39 protein-coding genes are annotated in these 22,543 nt (G+C 33.8%); 36 read left to right on the top strand and 3 right to left on the bottom strand.

What is annotated here, in order from left to right; translation table 11 throughout:
* Positions 1–19: 19 nt before the first annotated feature.
* From ABF633_RS03490 to ABF633_RS03405, 18 genes are all read left to right on the top strand, one after another.
* The gene (locus ABF633_RS03490; protein WP_415522064.1) at positions 20–223 is read left to right on the top strand and encodes a hypothetical protein; all 204 of its coding nucleotides are present in this window, start codon (positions 20–22) and stop codon (positions 221–223) included.
* Positions 224–315: 92 nt separating this feature from the next.
* Positions 316–2,367: a ribonucleoside-triphosphate reductase, adenosylcobalamin-dependent gene (nrdJ, locus tag ABF633_RS03485; RefSeq protein ID WP_415522063.1), complete on the top strand. Its 2,052-nt coding sequence runs from the start codon at positions 316–318 to the stop codon at positions 2,365–2,367.
* Between the two features lie 131 nt (positions 2,368–2,498).
* Complete coding sequence (locus ABF633_RS03480; protein WP_415522061.1) at positions 2,499–3,014, top strand: hypothetical protein; 516 nt, start codon at positions 2,499–2,501, stop codon at positions 3,012–3,014.
* Positions 3,015–3,016: 2 nt separating this feature from the next.
* Positions 3,017–3,589 (top strand): hypothetical protein, encoded by a 573-nt coding sequence (locus ABF633_RS03475; RefSeq protein ID WP_415522059.1) that lies wholly within the window; start codon positions 3,017–3,019, stop codon positions 3,587–3,589.
* 1 nt (position 3,590) lies between these two features.
* Positions 3,591–4,139, top strand: a complete 549-nt coding sequence (locus ABF633_RS03470; RefSeq protein ID WP_415522057.1) for a dUTP diphosphatase — start codon at positions 3,591–3,593, stop codon at positions 4,137–4,139.
* Positions 4,140–4,178: 39 nt separating this feature from the next.
* Positions 4,179–4,526, top strand: a complete 348-nt coding sequence (locus ABF633_RS03465) for a hypothetical protein (RefSeq protein ID WP_415522055.1) — start codon at positions 4,179–4,181, stop codon at positions 4,524–4,526.
* 1 nt (position 4,527) lies between these two features.
* A complete protein-coding gene (locus ABF633_RS03460; RefSeq protein ID WP_415522053.1) occupies positions 4,528–4,884 on the top strand; it encodes a hypothetical protein in 357 nt (118 codons plus the stop codon).
* Complete coding sequence (locus tag ABF633_RS03455) at positions 4,874–5,431, top strand: hypothetical protein (protein ID WP_415522051.1); 558 nt, start codon at positions 4,874–4,876, stop codon at positions 5,429–5,431. Before ABF633_RS03460 ends, ABF633_RS03455 begins: the two co-directional genes overlap by 11 nt.
* Entirely contained in the window at positions 5,431–5,748 is a 318-nt protein-coding gene (locus tag ABF633_RS03450; protein WP_415522049.1) for a thermonuclease family protein, read from the top strand. The genes ABF633_RS03455 and ABF633_RS03450 overlap by 1 nt, the downstream gene beginning before the upstream one ends.
* Positions 5,748–6,026, top strand: coding sequence for a hypothetical protein (locus ABF633_RS03445; RefSeq protein ID WP_415522047.1), 279 nt, complete (start codon positions 5,748–5,750; stop codon positions 6,024–6,026). The genes ABF633_RS03450 and ABF633_RS03445 overlap by 1 nt, the downstream gene beginning before the upstream one ends.
* A gap of 1 nt (position 6,027) precedes the next feature.
* Positions 6,028–6,228, top strand: coding sequence for a hypothetical protein (locus ABF633_RS03440; RefSeq protein WP_415522045.1), 201 nt, complete (start codon positions 6,028–6,030; stop codon positions 6,226–6,228).
* Between the two features lie 80 nt (positions 6,229–6,308).
* Positions 6,309–6,581, top strand: coding sequence for a hypothetical protein (locus tag ABF633_RS03435; RefSeq protein ID WP_415522044.1), 273 nt, complete (start codon positions 6,309–6,311; stop codon positions 6,579–6,581).
* Complete coding sequence (locus tag ABF633_RS03430) at positions 6,581–7,300, top strand: hypothetical protein (protein ID WP_415522042.1); 720 nt, start codon at positions 6,581–6,583, stop codon at positions 7,298–7,300. Before ABF633_RS03435 ends, ABF633_RS03430 begins: the two co-directional genes overlap by 1 nt.
* 77 nt (positions 7,301–7,377) lie before the next feature.
* A complete protein-coding gene (locus tag ABF633_RS03425) occupies positions 7,378–9,708 on the top strand; it encodes a DNA polymerase (protein WP_415522040.1) in 2,331 nt (776 codons plus the stop codon).
* Positions 9,705–9,863: a hypothetical protein gene (locus tag ABF633_RS03420; protein ID WP_415522038.1), complete on the top strand. Its 159-nt coding sequence runs from the start codon at positions 9,705–9,707 to the stop codon at positions 9,861–9,863. The genes ABF633_RS03425 and ABF633_RS03420 overlap by 4 nt, the downstream gene beginning before the upstream one ends.
* A gap of 49 nt (positions 9,864–9,912) precedes the next feature.
* Entirely contained in the window at positions 9,913–10,524 is a 612-nt protein-coding gene (locus ABF633_RS03415; protein WP_415522037.1) for a hypothetical protein, read from the top strand.
* Between the two features lie 2 nt (positions 10,525–10,526).
* Complete coding sequence (locus ABF633_RS03410; protein ID WP_415522035.1) at positions 10,527–10,736, top strand: hypothetical protein; 210 nt, start codon at positions 10,527–10,529, stop codon at positions 10,734–10,736.
* Positions 10,737–10,828: 92 nt separating this feature from the next.
* Positions 10,829–11,359, top strand: a complete 531-nt coding sequence (locus tag ABF633_RS03405; protein ID WP_415522033.1) for a hypothetical protein — start codon at positions 10,829–10,831, stop codon at positions 11,357–11,359.
* 16 nt (positions 11,360–11,375) lie between these two features.
* Here ABF633_RS03405 and ABF633_RS03400 read toward each other — a convergent pair whose 3' ends face one another.
* Entirely contained in the window at positions 11,376–11,813 is a 438-nt protein-coding gene (locus tag ABF633_RS03400; RefSeq protein WP_415522031.1) for a helix-turn-helix domain-containing protein, read from the bottom strand.
* A gap of 82 nt (positions 11,814–11,895) precedes the next feature.
* Between ABF633_RS03400 and ABF633_RS03395 the strand changes: the two genes are divergently transcribed.
* From ABF633_RS03395 to ABF633_RS03310, 18 genes are all read left to right on the top strand, one after another.
* Positions 11,896–12,489: a hypothetical protein gene (locus tag ABF633_RS03395; protein ID WP_415522029.1), complete on the top strand. Its 594-nt coding sequence runs from the start codon at positions 11,896–11,898 to the stop codon at positions 12,487–12,489.
* Positions 12,479–12,790 carry a hypothetical protein gene (locus ABF633_RS03390; RefSeq protein ID WP_415522027.1) on the top strand — a complete coding sequence of 104 codons (312 nt, stop codon included), beginning with the start codon at positions 12,479–12,481 and terminating at the stop codon, positions 12,788–12,790. Before ABF633_RS03395 ends, ABF633_RS03390 begins: the two co-directional genes overlap by 11 nt.
* Positions 12,790–13,167 carry a hypothetical protein gene (locus tag ABF633_RS03385; protein ID WP_415522025.1) on the top strand — a complete coding sequence of 126 codons (378 nt, stop codon included), beginning with the start codon at positions 12,790–12,792 and terminating at the stop codon, positions 13,165–13,167. Before ABF633_RS03390 ends, ABF633_RS03385 begins: the two co-directional genes overlap by 1 nt.
* A 1-nt stretch (position 13,168) precedes the next feature.
* Positions 13,169–13,537, top strand: coding sequence for a DNA ligase LigA-related protein (locus ABF633_RS03380; protein ID WP_415522023.1), 369 nt, complete (start codon positions 13,169–13,171; stop codon positions 13,535–13,537).
* 84 nt (positions 13,538–13,621) lie between these two features.
* Complete coding sequence (locus ABF633_RS03375; RefSeq protein WP_415522021.1) at positions 13,622–13,885, top strand: hypothetical protein; 264 nt, start codon at positions 13,622–13,624, stop codon at positions 13,883–13,885.
* A 1,038-nt stretch (positions 13,886–14,923) separates the two neighbouring features.
* Positions 14,924–15,583, top strand: a complete 660-nt coding sequence (locus ABF633_RS03370) for a GP88 family protein (RefSeq protein WP_415522020.1) — start codon at positions 14,924–14,926, stop codon at positions 15,581–15,583.
* A gap of 221 nt (positions 15,584–15,804) precedes the next feature.
* A complete protein-coding gene (locus ABF633_RS03365) occupies positions 15,805–16,047 on the top strand; it encodes a hypothetical protein (protein ID WP_415522018.1) in 243 nt (80 codons plus the stop codon).
* Between the two features lies 1 nt (position 16,048).
* Positions 16,049–16,420, top strand: coding sequence for a hypothetical protein (locus ABF633_RS03360; protein ID WP_415522016.1), 372 nt, complete (start codon positions 16,049–16,051; stop codon positions 16,418–16,420).
* On the top strand, positions 16,420–16,992 hold the full coding sequence (locus ABF633_RS03355; RefSeq protein ID WP_415522014.1) for an antirestriction protein ArdA: 573 nt from the start codon (positions 16,420–16,422) through the stop codon (positions 16,990–16,992). The genes ABF633_RS03360 and ABF633_RS03355 overlap by 1 nt, the downstream gene beginning before the upstream one ends.
* Positions 16,993–17,244 carry a hypothetical protein gene (locus tag ABF633_RS03350; protein ID WP_415522012.1) on the top strand — a complete coding sequence of 84 codons (252 nt, stop codon included), beginning with the start codon at positions 16,993–16,995 and terminating at the stop codon, positions 17,242–17,244.
* Positions 17,234–17,452 carry a hypothetical protein gene (locus ABF633_RS03345; RefSeq protein ID WP_415522011.1) on the top strand — a complete coding sequence of 73 codons (219 nt, stop codon included), beginning with the start codon at positions 17,234–17,236 and terminating at the stop codon, positions 17,450–17,452. Before ABF633_RS03350 ends, ABF633_RS03345 begins: the two co-directional genes overlap by 11 nt.
* The gene (locus ABF633_RS03340) at positions 17,452–17,676 is read left to right on the top strand and encodes a hypothetical protein (RefSeq protein WP_415522009.1); all 225 of its coding nucleotides are present in this window, start codon (positions 17,452–17,454) and stop codon (positions 17,674–17,676) included. The genes ABF633_RS03345 and ABF633_RS03340 overlap by 1 nt, the downstream gene beginning before the upstream one ends.
* Positions 17,677–17,678: 2 nt before the next feature.
* Complete coding sequence (locus ABF633_RS03335) at positions 17,679–17,918, top strand: hypothetical protein (protein WP_415522007.1); 240 nt, start codon at positions 17,679–17,681, stop codon at positions 17,916–17,918.
* Between the two features lie 30 nt (positions 17,919–17,948).
* Entirely contained in the window at positions 17,949–18,224 is a 276-nt protein-coding gene (locus ABF633_RS03330; RefSeq protein WP_415522005.1) for a hypothetical protein, read from the top strand.
* A gap of 196 nt (positions 18,225–18,420) precedes the next feature.
* Entirely contained in the window at positions 18,421–18,852 is a 432-nt protein-coding gene (locus tag ABF633_RS03325) for a phBC6A51 family helix-turn-helix protein (protein WP_415522003.1), read from the top strand.
* A gap of 962 nt (positions 18,853–19,814) precedes the next feature.
* Positions 19,815–20,228: a hypothetical protein gene (locus ABF633_RS03320; protein WP_415522001.1), complete on the top strand. Its 414-nt coding sequence runs from the start codon at positions 19,815–19,817 to the stop codon at positions 20,226–20,228.
* Entirely contained in the window at positions 20,191–20,349 is a 159-nt protein-coding gene (locus tag ABF633_RS03315) for a hypothetical protein (protein ID WP_415522000.1), read from the top strand. The genes ABF633_RS03320 and ABF633_RS03315 overlap by 38 nt, the downstream gene beginning before the upstream one ends.
* Positions 20,350–20,524: 175 nt before the next feature.
* Positions 20,525–21,142, top strand: coding sequence for a class I SAM-dependent methyltransferase (locus ABF633_RS03310; protein ID WP_415521998.1), 618 nt, complete (start codon positions 20,525–20,527; stop codon positions 21,140–21,142).
* 207 nt (positions 21,143–21,349) lie between these two features.
* Here the strand turns inward: ABF633_RS03310 and ABF633_RS03305 are convergent, their stop codons facing one another.
* Both ABF633_RS03305 and ABF633_RS03300 read right to left on the bottom strand, forming a co-directional pair.
* Positions 21,350–22,069 carry a serine/threonine protein kinase gene (locus ABF633_RS03305; RefSeq protein ID WP_415521996.1) on the bottom strand — a complete coding sequence of 240 codons (720 nt, stop codon included), beginning with the start codon at positions 22,067–22,069 and terminating at the stop codon, positions 21,350–21,352.
* Positions 22,066–22,326 carry a hypothetical protein gene (locus ABF633_RS03300; RefSeq protein WP_415521994.1) on the bottom strand — a complete coding sequence of 87 codons (261 nt, stop codon included), beginning with the start codon at positions 22,324–22,326 and terminating at the stop codon, positions 22,066–22,068. Before ABF633_RS03300 ends, ABF633_RS03305 begins: the two co-directional genes overlap by 4 nt.
* Positions 22,327–22,543 lie beyond the last annotated feature (217 nt).

Raw genomic sequence — 22,543 nt, 5'->3', positions numbered from 1 at the left:
GGCTAAAGGTTTTTACCAGATGAATGTAGGGGACTATTTAAGATACAGAATAGCAGAAATGAGAGCAGAAATAAAGGATTTAATCTACGGTATGGAAGATAGGTCACACAGCCCACATGAACTAGGATTTCTTGGCGGTAGAATTGCTGAACTAAACGAACAGATAAAACATTTAGAGCATGACTTGGACGACTACAAACAGGAAGATGATGAAAATTTTTAGTTGTTAAAGAAGGAATATGTAGGACTATAAAATACCCAGTGAATTAAGTAGCTGGGTTCAAAATTTAATTACTGGGAGGAAGCTAGAAAAAAATGAGATTATTAACAGATGAATTTATAGGAAAATATGAGGGATTAGAAGCAATGAAACCACTAGGCTCTTTTGTTTATTACAGAACATATTCAAGATGGCTACCAGAAAAAGGCAGAAGGGAAACTTGGGTAGAAACTGCTAGAAGAGCTGTAGAGTATAATTGCTCTTTAGATAAAAATTGTACAAGAGAAGAAGCAGAAGAGCTATTCGACAATGTGGTAAATCTTAGATGTTTCTTATCTGGAAGAACTTTCTGGATAGGGGGAACGGAAGCAGTAAGCGACCACCCATTAGCTAACTTCAATTGTTCTGGAATTGTACTTAATAAATATGAGAAGCTACAGGAATTATTTTATGCTCTTATGGTTGGAACTGGAGCTGGATTCAGAGTATTACAGGAAGAGGACATATCACACTTACCACAGCTTAGAAAAGTGACATTAAAACATAAGAAGTACAAGCCAAAAGCTAGAGATAAAAGAGCAGAGAGTACAAGCCTTATATTCAAAGAACAGGGAGCAAAAGCGGTAATTCATGTCGGAGATAGTAAGGAAGGATGGACACAGGCTCTTGGATTCTATTTTGATTTACTTACCAAAAAGGAATACAGAAAGGTAGTACAGATTACTATGGACTATGATTCTGTAAGACCAAAGGGCGAAAGGCTAAAGAGATTTGGCGGTACTGCTTCTGGACATAATTCACTTTTAAATATGTTCATAAAGATTAACAAGGTAATCCAAAGTAGATTTACAGATGGGGTAGAGATAGCTCCAGTAGAATCTATAGATATGTTAGATTTCGCCAATATCATAGCAGAGAATGTGGTTGTTGGGGGAGTAAGAAGAAGTGCTGAAATAGGAATGATTGGTGCTGATGATACTAAATGTATACAGGCTAAGAATGGTTTATATACACAGGATAAAGACGGTAACTGGGTTGTTGATACTGATATTATTCATAGACAGCTTTCTAACAATACAATAATTCACTGGAAAAAACCTACAAGAGAGTTTTGGCACTGGCAGTTTGAGCAAATGCGTTTCAGTGGAGAGCCAGCTTTCTACAATGGTGCTAATGCTCTATCCAGAAATAAAAACTTCAAGCTTACTAATCCTTGCGGAGAGGTATTACTTGACGACCAGCAAACTTGTAACCTAGTAACTATAAATGTTATGGCTTTTGTAAAGGATGGCAGAGTGGATTTAGAAGCATTACTTAGAACACAAGAATTGAACGCTAGAGCTTCCTACAGAATGACTTTGGTGGAGCTGGAGTTACCAGAATGGAATTATAAACTTCATAGAGATAGATTACTGGGAGTTTCTTTAACAGGATGGCAAGATATGGTTAATGCTGTGAACATGGATAAGAACGCACAAAAATATTTACTTGATTTAATGAGAGATAGAGCAAGAAAGGGAGCAGATGATATAGCAGAGGAATTAGGATTGAATAAGTCTTTACTGGTTACCACTGTTAAGCCAGAGGGTACATTATCCTTACTTCCTACGGTTTCTTCTGGACTACATTTCAGCCACAGTGCTTATTATGTTAGGAGAATAAGAATTAACGCAGACGACGCACTGGCTAAAGTTTGTTTGAGCCTTGGATATCCAGTACACCCAGAAGTAGGGCAGACTTGGGAAAATGCAAGGACATATGTAATTGAGTTCCCTGTTAAAGCTCCAGAAGGTCGCACAAAATATGATGTTTCAGCGATAGAGCAATTAGAAATATACAAAATGTTCATGGACTTCTATGTTGGCCACAACGCAAGTATTACGGTATCTGTGAGAGAGCATGAGTGGGAAGCTGTAGAAGAATGGGTTTATGAAAACTGGGATAGCTGTATAGGAATATCTTTCTTAGCATTAGACGATTCTTATTTCCAACTATTACCGTTTGAAGCAATTACAGAAGAAGAATATAACAACAGAGTAGCAGAAATGAAAGACTTTAATCCAGAGTTGCTACTACAATTTGAAAAGGGCGAAGAGTTCGACATTGGCGATTCTGAATGTACAGGGGGAGCGTGTCCTATTCGGTAAAACTAGAGGGAGCTGTAATGGCTCTCTTCTTTTTTTTATCCAAAAACCGAAATGTCACAACTCAAAAAACCTCCGCTCATTATTAGTGTAAGGCAGTTAAGCAAGCCTAAAACAAAAGGGGGAAAACAATTATGGCAAAGTTAAGAGTAGGTCAGAGAATTAAGGTTAGAGAGGATTTAGATTTTGGTAGTTATTACACAGAGGAAGGTAATATGACAGATGGTGCTACAAGTGAAATGGTAGATTTAGCTGGGAAAATAGTAACAATCTCTAGGGTAGACGACTATCCAAATGGTGACACTAGATATTTTGTAGCAGAAGATGAAGGAAGTTGGAATTGGACATATGAAATGTTTGAGCCAGTAAAACCAGCTAACATAGTGATTACTAAAAAAGATAAAGAGTTTATGTCACTTTCAATACAAGCAAATAATTATATACCTTTAATGTCAAGATTGGACAGGATTATCTACAACGAAGAAGCGAGAGTTGTAGTTGCTTTTTACCATGATATTAATACAGGAAAGACTACAAAATCTGTAGCAAAGTGCGACCCAGAGGACACATTCAATTTAGAAGATGGATTAAAAGTAACAGCTTTAAAATATGCACTAAGATTTATACAAAAAGAATTGAGGTGGATGTAATTATGGGTAGAAATTGTGGAGAATGTAAGTTTTATGAGGTGTTTTACAGCCAAGAACCTTGTTCCAGATGTGATGAATACGGTAGTGAATTTGTGGATAGTGAAGAGCCAAGCCTAGATTGCGACACTTGCAAGTTTGAAGATGTAAACGGATATGACCAACCTTGTGATGATTGCTACATAGATAACAATAAATGGGAAGCCAAGGTAACAGCGGATAGTTTTGAGTGTGATATCTGTAAATACGAGAAATTTACCTGTGATGAATTTCCATGTGATTTATGTACTAAAGAAAATTATATGTTTGAGCCACAGGAAGTAGAAGAGGAAGAAGTAAAAGAAAAATGCGAAGGTCATTGCGGTAGTTGTGGTAGCTGTAGTTGTCCAGAGCCACCAGAAGAGCCTACTGCTGATAAGCCAATAAATAAAACAGAGGTTATAGAACTGCCAGCGGATTTAACATTGATAGTAAAAAATGGTTCTATTGTTGCACTAGAAGATGGGGAGTATTTGGCTACCTATACGGAAGATAGGATAGTACGAGCATTAATAAAAAGAATACTTGGGGGTAAATAATATGGAAAAAATTAGAGGCTTTGAAATAATAGCAGATGGACATAGAACATTACCAGAGGATTCAGTTTACCTTCCAGTAAGAGGTACTAAGACAAGTGCTGGGTATGATTTCTTTTCTACTGTAGATTTAACCATTCTTCCACAGCAGAGCGTCAAATTCAAGACAGATGTTAAAGCATATATGGGAGCAGATGAATTTTTATTTATAGATGTTAGAAGCTCTATAGGAAGTAAGAAAGACCTTATGATTACAAACACTATAGGAGTTATTGATTCAGATTACTACGAAAATGTGGACAATGATGGAAACATGATGATAGGACTTAGAAACTTGAAACCACAGATAATGGTTGCTGGCTCAATTTGTATAGAAGATGTTAGCGGAATGTTCCACAGAATACCTAGAATATTAGACCTTACCGAAGAGAATACAGTTGTAATCAAAAAAGGGGAGCGAGTAGCACAGGGCATATTTATTAAGTTCTTGGAATCGGATAATTGCAATACAGAGGTTAAAAGAACAAGTGGAACAGGACATACAGGGGTTTAATCCCTTGTCTGTCTTACCAATAATAGGAGGGCTTTTAATATGGTGTACAAGGATTATTTCGATATTATGCAAGACATAGAGAATATAATTGATGATTACAAAGTAAAAGAATTGCCAGAGAAGATAGCTGATTATGTTACTAAGCAGATAGATGAAATAAAGGAAAGACACGCAGAGGAATTATTAAAGAAGCAGATTGAAATAGAGCAGTTAAAAGGTGAGGTGGCTGGTTACAAATTACAGCTCCACAGCCCAAGACCTACAACTCCAGAGGAACATAAAATCAGAGCCATTACAGCAATTATAAATAGCAATGAGATAAGTTTTGAAAGCTATGTCTACTTAGGTGATGATTGCCTATCAATTGAATTAAAGGGAGGGGAATAATATGACTACTTTAGCAGAAATAACAAGCGACCTTATGAAGATGTTTAGTAAGCCAGCAGACCAGATAGATGCTATGGAATTAGTTGGATATATTTACGACAAGATAAAGACCGCAGAGTTTGAGGTAGCTAAATTAGAGGAAGAATATGAAGCCCTCATGGATGATTATGAAGAATTGGAGCAAAGCGAAGATGGTAAATATTATAACAGCATAATAAATGCCAAGGATATAAGAATAATGGAGCTACAGGACATTATAGGTGAGAAAGACCTTGTGATAGATGAAAAGCAAGATGAATTGGACAACCTATTAGATTATTTATCAGACCTAAGAAGAGGTGAGCATGATGAAAATTAAATTTCTGGGGGTAGATGGTAGCTGGCGAAAAGTAGCTGATAGTTGCAGAACTACAGTAGGAAAAGGAGAGGGTGACGGAGAGCCTTCTTCTAACTGGAAAAGGAAGCTTTTATTATCAGAACACAGTCCAATTAGAAAACTGAAATTTAGCTGGCGGTGGCTGGGAATACCTTACTGGGTTAGTACACATTTTGTTCGCCACAAATTCGGTATAGAGCATTGGATATCTACACAAAGAACGGACAGAACTGGTGAGGATAGAAATGTAAAGCCACAGGGAGCAGAGGTAACACATGAATCAGAAGCAAATGCACAGGCACTAATTACTATTTCCAGAAAGAGGTTATGTCATGGAGCTTCACCAGAAACACAGCAAGCTTGGAAATTAGTTAAAGAAGAGATAGCAAAAGAAAATCCAGAGCTAGCTTCCTGTATGGTAAAAGACTGTGTTTACAGAGGTCATTGCTATGAAATGTATTGCTGTGGCTATCATAAGACCGAAGCATTTAAGAAAGAGCTGGAGGAATACAGAAGGGGGATTAACTAATGTATGAATATAAAGCTTTTGTTGAGAGAGTTATTGATGGAGATACAATACAATGTCATTTAGACTTAGGATTTAACATTTTTGTTAAGGAGAAATTTAGACTTGCGGTAATCAATGCTCCAGAAACAAGTACACCAGAAGGAAAGGAAGTTAAGACTTTAGTTGAAAATAAATTGACTGGGGAAACTGTAGTTCTAAGAGTATTAAAGCAAGACAAGTATGGACGCTGGTTAGCCACAGTAATTTTAGATGGACAAGACTTCAATCAGTGGCTACTAGATAATGGTCACGCTAAATTGTATGGGGAGAAGGAGTAATGGCGAGAACGCTGTGGGAAGATGGGGAGTTTAAGATATTACACGCTAAAGATTATGTTGTGGTGCGTAAGAATTGCCCATATGATTTCCACAGTCATTTTAAAAAGTTTTCTGGAGCTAGAAGTTTAGTTCAGATGTTTTATAAGAAGCTCCAACCTTACGACGAGTATTTCAATGTAGCTATGCAGAGGATTACTACAGAGGAAGAATGGTCAAAGTTTACACCGCAGAAACCTAAACAGCGGTACTTTAATTCCAATAAGGGGAGAAGGAGATAGTATGACTAGCACTGGTTTAATATTTGCAATTTTACTATTCACAGTCTTAATTACAGCTTATTACTTTGAGTACAGAATCAGTAAGCTTGAAAACATGATGAAGGATTTTGAAATAGATATAGTTGAGTACGCTAAATATTTACAGCACAAAAAAGAGCAAGAGCAGAGAAGTCCAATAACAAAAGTTGGTAAATGGAGATAGAGGTCACAAAGTATAAATAGACCGCTCATTATTAGTGTAGGCAGTCAAGCCACAAAATAAAAATTATAGGGGGAAACAGAATGTTAGGATTTTTTAAGAAAGTTAAGGAAGTTGAAGTTACATTATTTGATAAGGCTAAGTTAGCAGTATTAGGTGTAGAAAGTGCAATGTCTGTATTCGCTAATTTGATATCAGAATTAAACCACGCTAATAACAGCTTGAAGGAAGTTGTAGACGAATGTGAGCAAGTTATTCAAGAACATAAGGATACACAGGACAAGGCGAAAGCTTCAATACAAGAATATGAAACATTATTGCAAAATATTGAAAAATTAATGGGGGGTACAAAATAATGAAAAATATTAATGTATTGGTAGAACAATTCGAGGAAATAATCACAGAGGATAAGGGAGCAGATACAAAACAATTATTACTGGATATCTACGCAGAACTTATAGAAGAGGGATTCACAGCAGATGAATTAAAAGTAAATACAGAAGTAGCAGACATACTTCTAATAGATTTCAAACACAGATTTGTGGAAGAGGATACCGTCAATCTTCTTTCTACAGCTCTAGCAAACATAGCAATATTTGACAGCTTGGGAATAGACCTTGGAAGAGAAATAACAGTAGATGAACCAGAGATTGAAGAAGGAGAAACAGAAATACTTCCAGATATTAAGTATACATTATCAGTAATCGAATTTGATTTAGATGATTTAACAAAGACTACAGGAACAGTTGATTACATTTTTGATAGCATAGCTGACATTAACGACTACATTGAGAAGTTAGCACAAGAAGTTTACAGAAGAAAAGTGTTATTAGAAGGATATTCTCCAGACATTGATTGCGGAATATTCCCTACAGAAGATATGGAGGGAGCTACAGAAAAAATAAAAGAGTTCGGAGCTTTAGGAGATTTGATACTTGCTGAAAAACACGCTGGAGCTGTGGCAATGACATTAATAATGGTGTTAGACCCAGCACAAGAAACTACCGAGTTTGTACAGATGTTCCAAGTAAGAGAACTTAAAAAATATACTCCAGATTTAATAACAGCAGAATAGTAATAAACAGGGTGTGGCTAAATGTCACATCCTTTCTTTTGTCCGCTCATTATTATTGAAAGGAGTTGACTGGGCAGATGAAAGACATTTCTAAGCAGTTTGAAGAAGAGCAGAAAAAACAGGCTGAAAAACAGCAGAGAATTAAAGAAGCCAAAGCCAAGAAAGCCAAAGCAAAAGAAGAGCCGACTTGGGATGAAGTATGGGTTACTGGATATGGCAAGAAAAAAGGAATATTCCAGACAAAGATTTCAGATTTAGATAAGCAGAGATTATTAGAAGTTAAACAAGCTATTGAGGATGGAGAACTAGGAACTCATGTTGAGAGTATGAAGAAGTTTAGTAAGTCCCATGCGTTGAACCTTTACAAAATCCTTATGGAAAGTAGAAAAGAAAAAATCATTGCGAAGATGATAGCGGAAAAGCCAGATAATTATAAGTTAATTACTAACATATTTGATTTAAAAAAGCTGGCACAGGATTTAAAGAAAGAAGAAGAAACTGGACTGGATACAGAAACAAACGGTTTGGATTATGACAAGAATCACATTGTAGGTATATCTATAACATTACCCAAAGCCGACTACCATGTTTACATTCCTATAAGACATGAGCAAGAGTGGTCAGAAATACAGCTTCCTCCTAAGATGGTATTCAGTGCATTGAAAGAATATTTAGAGGACAGCAGTATAGGAAAGGTACTCCACAATGCTAAGTTCGATTTTCATATGTTCTACAGAGAGGGAATATATGTTAAAGGCTTATTGATGGATACGCTTATAGCAATGAAAGTATTGAATGAGAATGAGCCTACTTATGCATTGAAGAACCTAGCTACTAAGTACGGTAAATATTTCGGATTTGAAGATAAGTCCAGCACATACGAAGAGCTATTTGGTAAGGGTGGTTTTGAGAATACTCCTTTTGATATTGGTACTGTATATGCTTGTAAAGATACTCACTTATGTTACAAGTTCTACAAGTGGATTAAGACACAATTTGAGAGATTACCGAAGCTTGGAAAGATTTATTTTGAGATTGAATTACCTAATACTATTACAGCGTTTGATATGGAAAAGAATGGTATGCTGGTAGACCTTTCATTTGCACAGAAATATACAGTTAAGCTTAGTGCCGAAGTAAGAGAAATGGAAGCAAAACTTCATGAAATATTTGGCGGTATAAACATCAATAGTAATGACCAGTTGGGTAAAGCTTTATATGACGATTGGGGGCTGGAAGATGTCAGTAAGAAAAGAAGTGTTGACGCTGATACCATAAAGTTCCTGGCACAGAGCAATGAGAATCTACAATTGCTTCTGGACTATAGAGGTAAAAACAAATTACTAACTACTTACTTTGAAGCATTACCGCAGAAGGTTTGGCAGAGGGACAGCCGATTACATGGTAGCTTTAATCAAACTGGTACAAAGACAGGAAGGTACAGCTCCAACAATCCTAACCTACAGAATATACCACCAGAAGCTAGACCAATGGTAGTAGCACCGAAAGGCAAAGTAATACTAGGTAAGGATTTGAGCCAGATAGAGCCAAGATGTTTAGCTTATATGTCTGGTGATAAACAATTCCAGGAACCATATTTAACTAAGAAGGATTTATATGTGTCACTTGCTAGAAAGGTGTTCAACTTAGAAGAAAAATATTGCTTAGATGGAGCTTACGACCCAACACATACTTTTAAGCCTAGAAAGAGAATGAAAACTGGATTACTTGCAGTTATGTACGGTACTTCAACTTATACTCTTTCCCAACAATTAGAGATACCAATAGAGGAAGCAGAGCAATTTATAATAGATTTCTTGGAAACTTATCCTACAGCAAAAGCATATATCCAGAGCATTAAAGATTTTGTAGACAAAAATGAATATGTTGAAACTTACTTAGGTAGGAAAAGAAGATTCAAAGGTCATAAACAGGTAGCTACAAAATATCATGCAGTTTGTAAAAAGATAAAACAGAAGCTTGGATATATACCTTCTAACATTTGGGCTGAAAAGAAGTTATCCAGAAGCTTAAAGCAAGAATATTGGGAAGTAGCAAAAGCATACAGCAGAGTTACAAGACAAGCTGTTAATGCTGTAATCCAAGGCTCTTCCGCAGATTATATAAAGTTAGTTATGCAGAGAGTAAATGCTTATTTAAAAAACCTTGGGGAAGAGTACAAGCTTATAGGAACAATTCATGATGAAATACTACTAGAAGTTCCAGACACAGTAGCTCCAGAGGTTATCGCAGAACTTGACCGCATAATGACCAATATTGAATGGTTCAAATTCCCAGTTAAAACAGATACGGTAGTTATGTACAAATGGGGTGAAGAAATACCTGTGGCTCAATGGATGGAGAACAGAGAAGAATATAACAAAAATAGAGGGGGGGCATATAAATGAAAAGAAGTGACATGGTTGATTATATTGTAAATAGATTAGTAGTAAAGGAAAGAGCTACAGAAGAGCAGAGGTATTATTTAGTTTATCAATTGGCTTGTATGACTGATAAACAATTAGAATCACAGTATGATTTTATAAGAATGTCACAAAGATAAAAGACACCGCTCATTATTTATGAAACCAAAATTACAGGGGGATTGAATAATGAGTATGTCAGTTTTAGAGAAGTTGGAAAAGGTAAAAGTAGCAACAGGAGAAGAGTTCATAAACAGATGTAGCAGAGAACATATCAATATTTTAAAAGGTTCTATAGGACAAGTAGAGCTAGAAGTATTAAAGACTGTATATGAGGTGAGTTATGCTAGGGATAGCAGAGATTCAATCAGATATGCACAGGATATAATCTTAAATTGGATACTGGAGGATTATATATTTGTTAATTCCAAGAGGATTCTAGGAGTACAGCTACACTTAAATGGAACTGATAAGGATAGAAATTTCTTACCAGAAACTAAGATAGGAAGCGACGCAGATTTCTATTTTGAGCATAATGGTAGAAAAGTATATTTAGAAATGGTTACTAATTTCACTGATTTCTGGACTAGAACTGGCAAACTCCATTTAAGGGGTAAGAAGTATAACAAGTTAGTAGACAGTGGAACAAAGCTTCTGGCTGTAGATTTACATTCAAAGAAGATAGGAACAGTTAAGCTTGGTGAAGCAAAATATATACCAGAGTTTAGAGCCTTTGGTGGTAAGCCAGCTAATGAAATAGATATAGATGTTACGAAATTAAAAAACTTAGGGGGAATGTAAGAATGGGAAAGAAGAAAATAGGATTCGATATTACAGATGAACAGGAAGCAGAGGTAAAAGAAGAAGATAAAAGACCACCTTCCAGTGAAACAATAACAGATGAATTATATAACATACTTAGTCATTTATTAGCCAGCGGTAGAGGTATCAAGGAAGTATCTGTAAAGATGGATTTCAAAGGTAACAAGTCATTTAATTTAAAGCATTTCTAGGAGGTATTATGGGGGAATCAATTTTTGCAGGAGTGTTTTGGTTAGTTATTATGCCAGCAGTTTTAGCCATCCAATTTAAGGAGGAATGTTAAATGCAAATTTATATAAATGGGAAGATAAAACAGGAACAGAATTTAAATATGATAATAGGGGAAGCTCTTAGAGGGTTAGGTGATAGAATAGGAGTTCCAGAAGATACAGAAATTGCTTTAACAGAGCTACAGTTTAAAGTTGTATTCAACATCAACGGTCAAGAGCAGTATGCTACAGTACCAAGGGAAGTAAACGGAGAAACAGTAAATGAGCTATTCGCAGTATCCATTCACTTAGACGAAGAAGGAAATATAATCCAGAGAGAAGATAATGAGGAAGAAAGTTTTTATGACCCATACACATTGGCAAAAGCTAATGGTCAAGAATATCAATATGAGGGCATAGAAAGTAAATATAAAAATAAGGATTTAGAAATTATTGATAGTATCGGTGAGCCAGAACCTAATGAGCCTATGGCGGTAAAATATTCAATCAAAGGAACAGATAGAAAGCTGGTTAGGCACTACAAAGGAGAAAAGTTGGTAGCTGAATATGAATTGGATGGAGAACCAGAAGAAAAAGAAGAGTAAAAAGAAAGGGAGCTGTTTAGCTCTCCTTTTTATTGTTATTTACTAATTCAATTACTTCCAGTGGCATAGATTTTGTTTCTATCCATTCCGTAGCTTCCCTGTCAAATTTCTGCTTAGTCTTTTCGTCAAATTCTATAGATAATATTTCAGACATATCTGTTATTCTTAAAGCTATCATTACAACGATTATATGTAACTTATTTAGGCTTGTTTTATCGCCCTTAATTAGCTCACTAATAGAAGCCTGTCTTAGCCCTGTTATTTCTGCCAAGTCCTTTTGGGAAAGTCCTCTTTCAGCGAGAGCGTCGTCCAATCTGGAAGTAATAGTTATCCCATCCACAGAGTTTATTATATTCAATATTGTATCGTTAATTGAGCTGTGTCTTATGCTGTCAATATTAGGTCTACGCAATGTAATCACTCCCTTATCATTTTCACAATTACACTTTAGCATAATTCAGTCACAAAGTCAAACAGCTCCGCTCATTAATAGTAGGAGGGTAAGAAACCTTCAAATACAAAATGGGGGAATGAATATGAAGATTGCAATAGTAGGTAAAATGCGAAGTGGCAAGGATACAGTAGGTTCAATGATTGAGAATTATGGTGACTTTCACAAGATGGCTTTAGCAGATGGAATCACTGGTATTATAAAGGATTATTTTCCAGAAGCTTTATTAGAAGGAAAACCAAGGAAACATTATCAGCAGATAGGTTCTGCAATGAGAGAGCTGGATAAAGATGTTTGGGTGAATTACCTAGACCGCAGAATTAAGGATATAGAAGCTTTATACAGATATGAAGCGGATTTTTTGGTCACTGATTGTAGATTTGTTAATGAAGCTGATTACCTTAGAAAGAATGGTTTTTTAATAATTAAGGTTGTAGCTACAGATGAAATAAGAGTACAAAGGTTAATGCAATCCGCAGAAACAACAACATTAGAACAGATGAATCATAAAACGGAAGCACAGATAGACTTAATAACTCCAGATTACTACATCTATAACAATGGAACATTAGAAGAGCTGGAGAAAAAAGTTGATGAAGCTATGCAGTATTATGAGTACCACTTTGTACCAACACAGAAATACTATAGAGAGCTGGAGGGCTACAACAATGCAGATTAATAATTACACAGTTGAACATATAATTTCACTACTTCAAAACAAGCATAAACTAGGGGAATCCAGATACTATAAGGCAGATTTGGAAGCAAGTAATTTACTTATGGACTTAGATTTAATTATAGAGCAATCACAGCTAACAAAGAAGCAACAGTTTATTGTAGACCATTACTGGATAGCTGGATATACACAGGAAGAAGTAGCAAGCAAATTGGATATCACACAGCAAATGGTGGTCAAGCATTGTAACGCTGTTAAGAAGAAGATAGAGAGGGTTCTAATAGATATGGGGGAGTTGAACTAATGGCTAGAAATGATGTATTAACAGAGTTTGAAAATAGTATTAACGCAATGGTGGAAGTAGCTCTAGTGCCAAGTTTACAAGAAAGATATAATCGCACAGTACAGATAAACGAGGAATTTTTTGAAAGAACAGGGGGGAGTAATCTTCCATCATACCTTTTAAACATTCTAGCAGATTGGATTCTACTGGAGATACTAAAGGATAAAGATGTGGACAAGGTATCAAAGACAGAGTTTGCGATACTATCACCAAGACAGATCCGCAGAAGAGATAAAAGAGAAAATTCAGTTGAGGATGAAATAATGGACTTCCTAAACTTAAAGTATGTAAAGCAGAAAGACAGCTTATATAAAAAACTAAAGAAAGCAAGTGAGTAATATGGCTGGAAAGAAAAAAGCACAGGGACGGTTCAGATACAAGGACTGTCCTTCTGGCTTAGATGAAAAGATATTTTACCTTATCCGCAGAAGAAGATTGCAGATGTTGATATATTCTTATCTGTACTATAAGCTAGATAATTCGATACTACATGATAGAGATTTTGATAAAATGGCACTGGAATTAAAAGAGCTTCAAAAGAACTATCCAGAAGAGAGCAAAGCAGTAGAGCTGTATGAAGAATTTAAAAACTGGGATGGTACTACTGGATATGATTTACCGCTGTACTTACCGTTTGTTGAAGTAATAGCTCTAAGGGTACTGGAAGAAGATAAAAAATATACAGAGGGCAACAGAAAAGTTCCATAACTTACCGCTATTTTTTGCTGTGAATTTCAATTATAATATCCGTATAAGCTAACAGATTATTTTAAAATACAGGGGGAGTAATCAATGCCAATAATTTTAGCAATACTGGCTTTCTTTGCACCGAAAATTTTTACTCATGGTACTAGAAGTGCTGAAAGAGGTATTAATGATATAGCAAAGGGAGTAGCAGATGTGAAGGCTACTAAGGCAGAATTTAAAAGACAGAGGGCTGTAAATAGAGCTGTACCTAATAAGTTAAAGGCAGAAAATAGAACTGCTAAAGATAATGAAAACCTAGAGCGATTAAAAAGGGAAGCAGAGGAATTAAGGACGAGTAGAAAGAGATAATTTTTTAATAGAGGGGAGGGGTAAACTTAAACTTAAATTACCTTTCCTTATTTTTTTATATCTGGGGGAGAGGTATTTTTAATACTGGGGAGGGGTCAGTGAGATTTTAAGTAGGAGAGGTCAATCTGCTCCAGCATTTTTAAGTAGGAGAGGTCTATGAGGTATGTGAATATGTACAGGTTATACACTGATATGCTTGTGTATATGTGGATAATATACAGAAATGTGTATGCAGATATATGTAATATGTACTGGAAATGGTTGTATTTGTTTGGATAATCTCTGAAATAGTTTATTAAAAGAATAGAATAGTTAAGGTTAGAATAATTTTAGGAGCTGTAAAAAGCAGTAGAAAGGACTTTTTATTGCTGCTTTAGCTGTTATTTATGCTTTTCTTATATACTTGTAGGTTGTAATAGGTACATAGATACACAGTGTATACACTTCTGCTTATGTACTTATCTGCATATCTGCACACACACTTGCTCTACCGCTTACACACGCTGTACGCACACACATACACACGCACACGCCCATCCGACGATTTTCTTACGGGTGGAGATGGTAAAATTCAGCGCAGTGGGAAAAATTAGAGTTGGAAAAGATTGAAATGAAAATGGTAAAGTCTGTAAATACTATAATTTCCCAGTAAATTAGAAAAGGTTAGTGTATATGGTGTAATTTGGAAAGGTACATTTATCTTATGGTTTTACCATAATTTATAGAGAATAGAAAGTTTTTCTATAGTTCTCACCGGATACCGCCACCAGTAAAACCGCTGTAAATTATTCATTTTTCAAACTTCTAAACACATTATAACATAGTTTTTTGAAGAGCCAAAACATATAAGCGTGTCAATGGTAACTATTACCACTGCTTATTTTTATGGGCTTTTATTTTTGTCTATATAATGCAGTAAAGAAATTAAAATGGGAAAACTTACTTGTTTACGCTTATACGGTATAGTGTTATTATAAGTACATAGCAAGGGGAAAACAAAAACAGCACAAAATATATTAATGGGTGGGGTGGAAAATTATGATAAAAATAATTAAGGGTAAAAAGATATTAACATTAAGTGAGAAAAACTCAAAACTAATACCAACAAAAGAAAATAAGTTCTTAATATGGAGTATTCCAGCGGTGGTGACTTGTCCGAATCGTACCGCATTATGTGAGCGTTACTGTTATGCTATGAAGTCACAAAGATTATATCCTAACACTAAAAACAGTCGTGAAGAATCTTTTAATGATAGCCTATCAAGTGACTTTGTAACTAATATAATTGACACTATACATTATTACTTAGATAAAAAAAGTTATGAGGGAAAAAATGTATATTTTAGAATACATGAGAGCGGTGATTTTTACAGTAAAGAATATGTAAATAAATGGATTCAAATAGTAAAGCAGTTCCCAGCAGTTCACTTCATGGGCTATACAAAATCAGTACAATTTTTTAAAGATGTAAAGTTACCACAAAATTTGGTAATTCGTTATTCAATATGGGCTGACAGTAATCCAGCAGATATAGAGCTTGCAAGTCAACTACAATTACCAATTTACACCGCTTTTAATAAAGTGGACTTGGACAAGGCTATCAATGAAAATGGCTTTATACAATGTGTTGGTAGCTGTGAAAACTGTAAAATGTGCTATAAAAAAGATGTGAAAAAATTGGCAATAAAAATTCATTGAAAAACTATTTACACTTATACGCTATAGTGTTATCATATAAACATAGCAAGAGAACAAACAAGCGGTAATCCAAAATTACCAATATTTTTAACTCAATCATTATACGGAATAGCGTAAATATGGATAACAAGTTGGACAGCCACAATTATTCAGTAAAAAATAAAAAAAAATACTTGACAAACAAATGTATAAACAATTTAAAAATAAAGGAGATTGGAAAAATGAGTAAACTAAAAAGAGTTGATAGAGCCACTTTATTAAAGGATAGAATACTTGAATTAACACAAGAAATAGCACTAAACAAGGATAACAATGTACTGGCACTTATTTATATAAACCATAGAACGCATTTACTAAGTGAATTAAAAGAGCTTGTCCACGACGGTGCTTATAGATGTTTTATAGAGTTGGAAATGGAAAAGACTTCAAAAATATTTAATAGATTTGAAAAGGAGGTGTTTTAAGATGAAAAAATTAATACTGGTGATAGCTGTCTTACTGGTTGTCACCGTATACGCTCAAAATAACCACCATGAAATAATAGAGGGTGTAAATATCACACTAACTACAAAGGACTTAAAAGCAATGTCTAGTGATGATATAGACACATATAGAGAGGTCGTTTACAACTTGGAGCAACGACAGCTAAAAAGTTTAAAAGATGAAAAGTTAAAGCAGTCCTTAGAATTGCAATATGAAGTGTTAGAAGATAATTTAATCGTATTAGCTAATAACAAAGACGGTTTAGAACACTATACAGAAAATGAAATAAATTATGTTTATCAAAATATTGAAGCTGTAAAAAATACAATACAAATTTTAGGGGGTAGAAAATAATGTTAAATATATACATTGCAAATTTAGGAAAATATGTTGAGGGTGAAATGGTTGGTGACTGGCTAGAACTTCCAGCAAGTGAAGAGGAAATACAGGAGTTTATGGTAAAAAATGGAGTGGGATATTATGACTTTAAAGGTGACTATATTCGAGGTGTAGAGAAAGACGGTGTAATCTATGAAGAATATGCAATACATGACATTGAGTGCGATTTTACACCACTTTACAATGAAATAGGAGAGTACACCAGCTTGACAGCCCTAAATGAGATAGCAGAAAAACTAGAAGAGCTTGACAGCGACGAACTGGAAAAACTTGAAGCTATTATTGAGTATGATGGTATGGGGGGCATAGAAGGGCTTGACAGTTTAATTGATGAACTTGACTACTATATTTTATATACAGATATCGAAAGTGATTACGACCTTGGATATTATTGGATTGAAGAAAGTGGCTGTTATGATATTCCAAGTTTTTTACAGGGATATATAGATTATGAAAGTTTTGGAAGGGATATACGATTGAATAGTAGTGGCAGTTTTACAAAATATGGATGGATTGAGGTGGCATAGATGGTAAAAACAGTTATACAGCCTATATTAAGTAAAAGTGAGGTACAAGCTGTATTGAATGATAAAGATGTAGTTGGTATTAAGCTAAAATATGAAAATATGGATATAGTAGCCATGACTGGATATAAAGGCTATGTACTGTATATTAACTATGAGTTTTCAGTGAAAACAACTTTAAATAAAATAATGGAACTAATACAAAGCAGAAAAAACACTGTGGAATTACTGGAGGTAGGGGAAAATGGAAAATAAAGTTATTGCAAGTTTAACAGTATGTAATACAGCGACACTGAATATTTACAGCGTAGATTATGGAATAGATGATTATATTACAGTAGGATTGAACAACTTTAAAAGTCGTAAATATAAGCTTTACAGCACCAACAAGGGAACTTATTTTAATTATGACGGTTTACGGTATTATGTACATGAATTTTTAAAAGTGGGGGCGGTGGTATAATGGTAAAGAATGGTTTTGGCTGGAATATAGAAGTAAAAGACGAGCAAAATATAATAAATGATAGAGTTATAAGACAGCTTAAAAATTTTGATAGTGCCATTTATTTAAATAGGTTAATAGAGAATCACTTTATACTATATATTGAAAATGAGAATATATGTTTTACTGTAATAAAGGTAGATATTGAAAGTAATTACTTATTATTAAAAGCTAAGGAGGTTTAAGCATGGATAAATGGAGGGCATACACAGATATTGAAGCGGTGGAAAAGGGATTATTATTTAGTTATAGCACAGTAAAAAAAGCAATTGATAAAAGGGAACTAAACCATTTTTGTAAGAGCCATACACTGGATAGAAGGTTTACCATAAAAGTGATAAATGAAAGGCAATGCCAGTATAAAGACAGTGTCTACAGCTACAACTACATTGAGAATAAAAAGCAGTTTACAGTTAATAAAATATAGGTATAATATAAATATATGGAGGTCGTTAAAATGAGTGATAATGATTTACTACAGAAAATATTGAAAAAACTAGAAAAACTTGATGTATTAGAGGGCGACTTGAAAGAAGTAAAAGCGGATATAAAAGAAATAAAGGCAACTATAATTGATTTAGACCCAAAAAATGCCAATAGACATATAGAGCTTGATAGTGATATAAAAGCTATTAAACAAGGTATAACGGAAATAAAAAGCGACTTAAAAGAAATGAAAGTAGTCACTAGAGAAAACAGTTACGATATAAGTTATTTAAAAGGGGTAAAATGAGTTTATAAAAGGCGGTTAGTACAAAGGTATTAACTGCTTTTTTTATTGTGTTTACGGTGGTATTAGAGCCATCCAAAAGGGTATAAAGTGAGGTCGTGTTTCATTGTGTTTCATAACTGAAAATAGACCGTAAATTTAAAGATAGTGGGACAGTAAAAGTCCTGCTAATTACTGATAAATAGGAGGTTTACCGTAAATGACAAGTAAGAAAACTGGAAACGACGCTTCACTTAAAAAGCTTGCTACAAAATACAGGAACGCTACACTGGACGAAACCCAGAAAAAGGTTGCAGAAGAAATTGCTTACAAAAAATTGACTGGCAAGAAAGAAGAGGAAATTGCTATAGAATATGGTATTTCAAGAAGTACAATCTGGAGATGGAAAGCATTGCAAGCATTTAATGATGAAGTTAACAGAATAGTCAAAGAGTTCCAAAAGTCCCACCTAGTTGATGTCAATGGTATTTTAATGGATATACTGTTAAATGGTAGCGAGAAAAGTAAATTAAAGGCAATAGAGTTATATTACAGAAATCAAGGTTTATTTAAGGATACTATGGAGGTTATAGAAAAACAGGAAAAACCATCCAGCCTTGATGATATATTGAAAGAATTAGAAGATATGTAATGGTTGGTATCTGTATTAGTAATTGGATATAACTGTACTATTCTCTTTTAATTGGGAGGGGGTTGCTGATAAATAATGGAAGCCCCTTCTTTTTTTTATCGTGGAGGGCAGTATCAAAATTCTTGAATTATGGGACTGTTTTTTAGGGTCGGTATAATGCGGTCTTAGGCGGTATCATATATTAGTATCAAAAGTATTATTGTTATTCCAGAGTATATTCACAGATAGGGACGGTATATATCCAACTATTACCACAGATATTATTACCGCTTATTCCATTATTATCTACTGTATTATACTACCAATTGTACTGTATTATACCATGCTATTTATAGCCAATCCTTACAGTATATGTATTGTATATCATTACCATTATTACTGTATCATTCCATGTAATCATCTGTTATATTAACTATTTATTTCTATTGTAAAAGTTTATTGAAATTTACCATTTATTCCATTGTCACCAACTGTTACAATTATTGAATTTTTCTGTATTAATTTATTTATATTTCCAGAATACCCAACCAACGGTGGAACTGGGGGAGTTACCCAGTGGTCTAGTGCTTACAACTTACGCAATATAAATTTTACTTTTAAGGAAGCAGAAAGTCAAGCCATTTGTGCCAGTATTTTCACAGCATATATACAGACACCCCACCATAGGAGTGACTATTTATTTCCTGTTGACAACTGCCTTACAAATTTTCATAGCAGAAATTTACTTTTCGTATACAGTGTAATTACTTCTAACAAACGGTTAATTACTGAGAAAAAGTTCCACTGTATTAATATTAGTTACATTCTTAAACTTAGTAATACCAGTATCTAACAGTATCTATGTACAAATTACTACTACCTAACTATATCTTTATAACTGTTATTATCTTTTATTTAGTTATAGTTTAGTGTAAATAATGTAGACAAAGGAATAAATTAGTAGAAAGGGAGATTGATTAACCATGTCATATTTAACTTTTCCGTACATTGAATATGAATCACAGTTCCTTATTGCAATGACACCAGAACACCACAGCAGACATTTAGGACAGGCTTATAGCTATTCACAGATACTACCTGTAATAAACAATGGTGCTTCCTACTATTTTGAGATTAGAACGCCTTCCGACTTACATGAGGTTGCTATGAAAGTTGTAGATATTGTATCCGATAGAGTTTTACAGGTTGAGTTTTATGAAGCTCCTACAATTACCACAATAGGCACAGTCGGAGTTCCATTAATACAGAGAAATAGAAAGTCAACTAATGTAGCTCACACTACTATCTACAATAATCCTTCTGGCATATCTGGCGGTACTTTATTAAGGACATTGCTGTATGGAGCTGGTACTTCTTATTGCTGGAATGGGTTCTGATGATACTGGCTGGAGCTTGAAGCCTAACACAAAGTATATAATTAAGATTACCAACATTGGCGGTTCAGCTACACAGTATGTAGGTATTCACGGGCTATTCTTTGAAGTGGAAAGAGATTAAAGAAATGATATAATTAGAATACTCATAGAGCAAGAGGGTTTACTCCGTTTGAGTAAGCCTTCTTTTTTTATTGTATAATTTTGTTTGTCTTCCCTGTAAAGTACGGTATACTTATAATATGTTAATACAGACTTGTAAATAGTTATGAAGTAAAGATTAGTAGTAAGGAGTGAGATTGATAAATATAACAAAATATATTGCTGAACAATTTGGAAAGCCAACTGGCATTGGAGGAATTATATCTACATTTATTATGAACAGGATGAATCAAATTCAATACAAGAGTGTTATGAATAATTTGAATTGTTCTCAAAAAGATAGAGTATTGGATATTGGTTTTGGAAATGGGTATCTTATTAAGCATTTGGCAAAGAAAAATGAAGGTGATTTTTATGGTATTGAAATTTCTGATGACATGTTAAAAACTGCTTGTAAACGCAATAGAGAATTAATAAAACAAGGAAAAGTGTATCTAACAAAGGGTAATGTAATGGATATTCCTTTTGAAAATTCTTTTTTTGATAAAATTTATACCGTTAACACCGTTTACTTTTGGGAAAACTTAGATAAAAGTTTATCAGAAATTAAACGAGTGTTAAAACCAAATGGAATTTTTATTAATGCTATTTATTCAAAACAGTGGTTAGATAATATTAAATATACACGATATGGTTTTTCAAAATATACACCTAAAGAATTAGAAGAAGCAACTTTGCATAATGGATTAAATGTTTTTCGTGTTATTGAAACAAAGAAAAATATTTCATATTGTATTATTTCAAAAATAAACTGATAAAAATATAGTGCTCACAAGCTTCTTATAGGCCGTATTAAATAACCAAACAGGAGATAGGCTATTTCAGCTTACCTCCTGTTTTTAGTTCACTATTTATCAACCATTGCAAAATAATAAAAATATAAATCTTACATCTTAATATAGCATTGTAATAATAATTATAGAAAAGGCTAAAATTAATACATTATACAAAATATCTTGTAACTATATCAATCCTAATGCTAAAAAATCCTTTTCTATCTCATAAATCCTTTCATATTCCTCATCCAAACCTAATAATTTTTTTAAAAATTTTAATTCAATTGATGACAATTCCAGTTCTTCATACCATGGTTTTGATTTCTTATTAGTTTTTGTAAAAGAAGAATAATATAAGTGAAGAAGTAAGTGACCAAAATATAGAAAATCTTCATAAGGTGCATACTTTTTATTATCAATTAATCTTGCTAGTCCAAAATCAACAAGATAAACACTATCTTTATCAACAATTACATTTGGTATCCTTATATCTCTGTGAACAATATTTCTTTCGTGAATATACTTTATTATATCTATCAATTTAATTCCCACTTTATAAATTTCACACTTAGTAAATCTATGCTTATCTCCGAAAATCGTATGCTCAATGGTCTTTCCGCTTTTATATTCTAAGATATAAGCATAGATATTATCATTTTTTACAGTATCAACTATTTTAGGAATAGCTGGATTGTCAATAGATGAGAGTATTTCTTGTTCAAATATAACTTTTTTATCATTCTTTTTAATCACTTTAGGCTTTATTTCTTTTAAAACATATTGTTTCCCATCTAAATCAACTAGATAACATATTCCAAACCGACCTTCACCTATTAATCTTATAACTTTGTACCTATCAATAAAAAAGCCTGATGGGTACCTCTTTTTTGAAAAAAATGAAATCATGACCATGAGCTTCTATATTTCTTTCTATGATGATTTCTGCCAGAATAGTTATTTCTTCTATTTGAATCATCAGAGTAGTGATTATCATATCTTCTATCTGAATCATGGTAATTATTATTGTGTCTTCTACCTGAATTAGAAAATGAGCCAAACATATTGAATAAACGACTAAAAAATCCCTCTCGCTTATAATAGTTGCTCCCTTGCTGATTATCTCTATGCTCCCGTTTCCCTAACAGCCTTGAAAAAAATCCCATAATATCATCCTCCTAATTTTATTCTTTAATATTTTAAGTTTCAAAATTATTTTATCTGACAATTAGCTACTACGATACTATATCTTATTTGTAAATTAACTTATGGTATACTAATAGTATAGATAAGGTGCAGTTCTAAAAATTTCTCCACCAAATTGAGTTATTATTATTTGTAATAATCATGTACTGGCATTATCCTTGTAAATAAAATTAATAA

Source organism: Clostridium sp., assembly GCF_047718555.1.
GTDB lineage: Bacteria > Bacillota > Clostridia > Clostridiales > Clostridiaceae > Clostridium_I.
The sequence above is the reverse complement of the archived record's forward strand: the minus strand, read 5'-3'. Positions and strand labels throughout refer to the sequence as shown.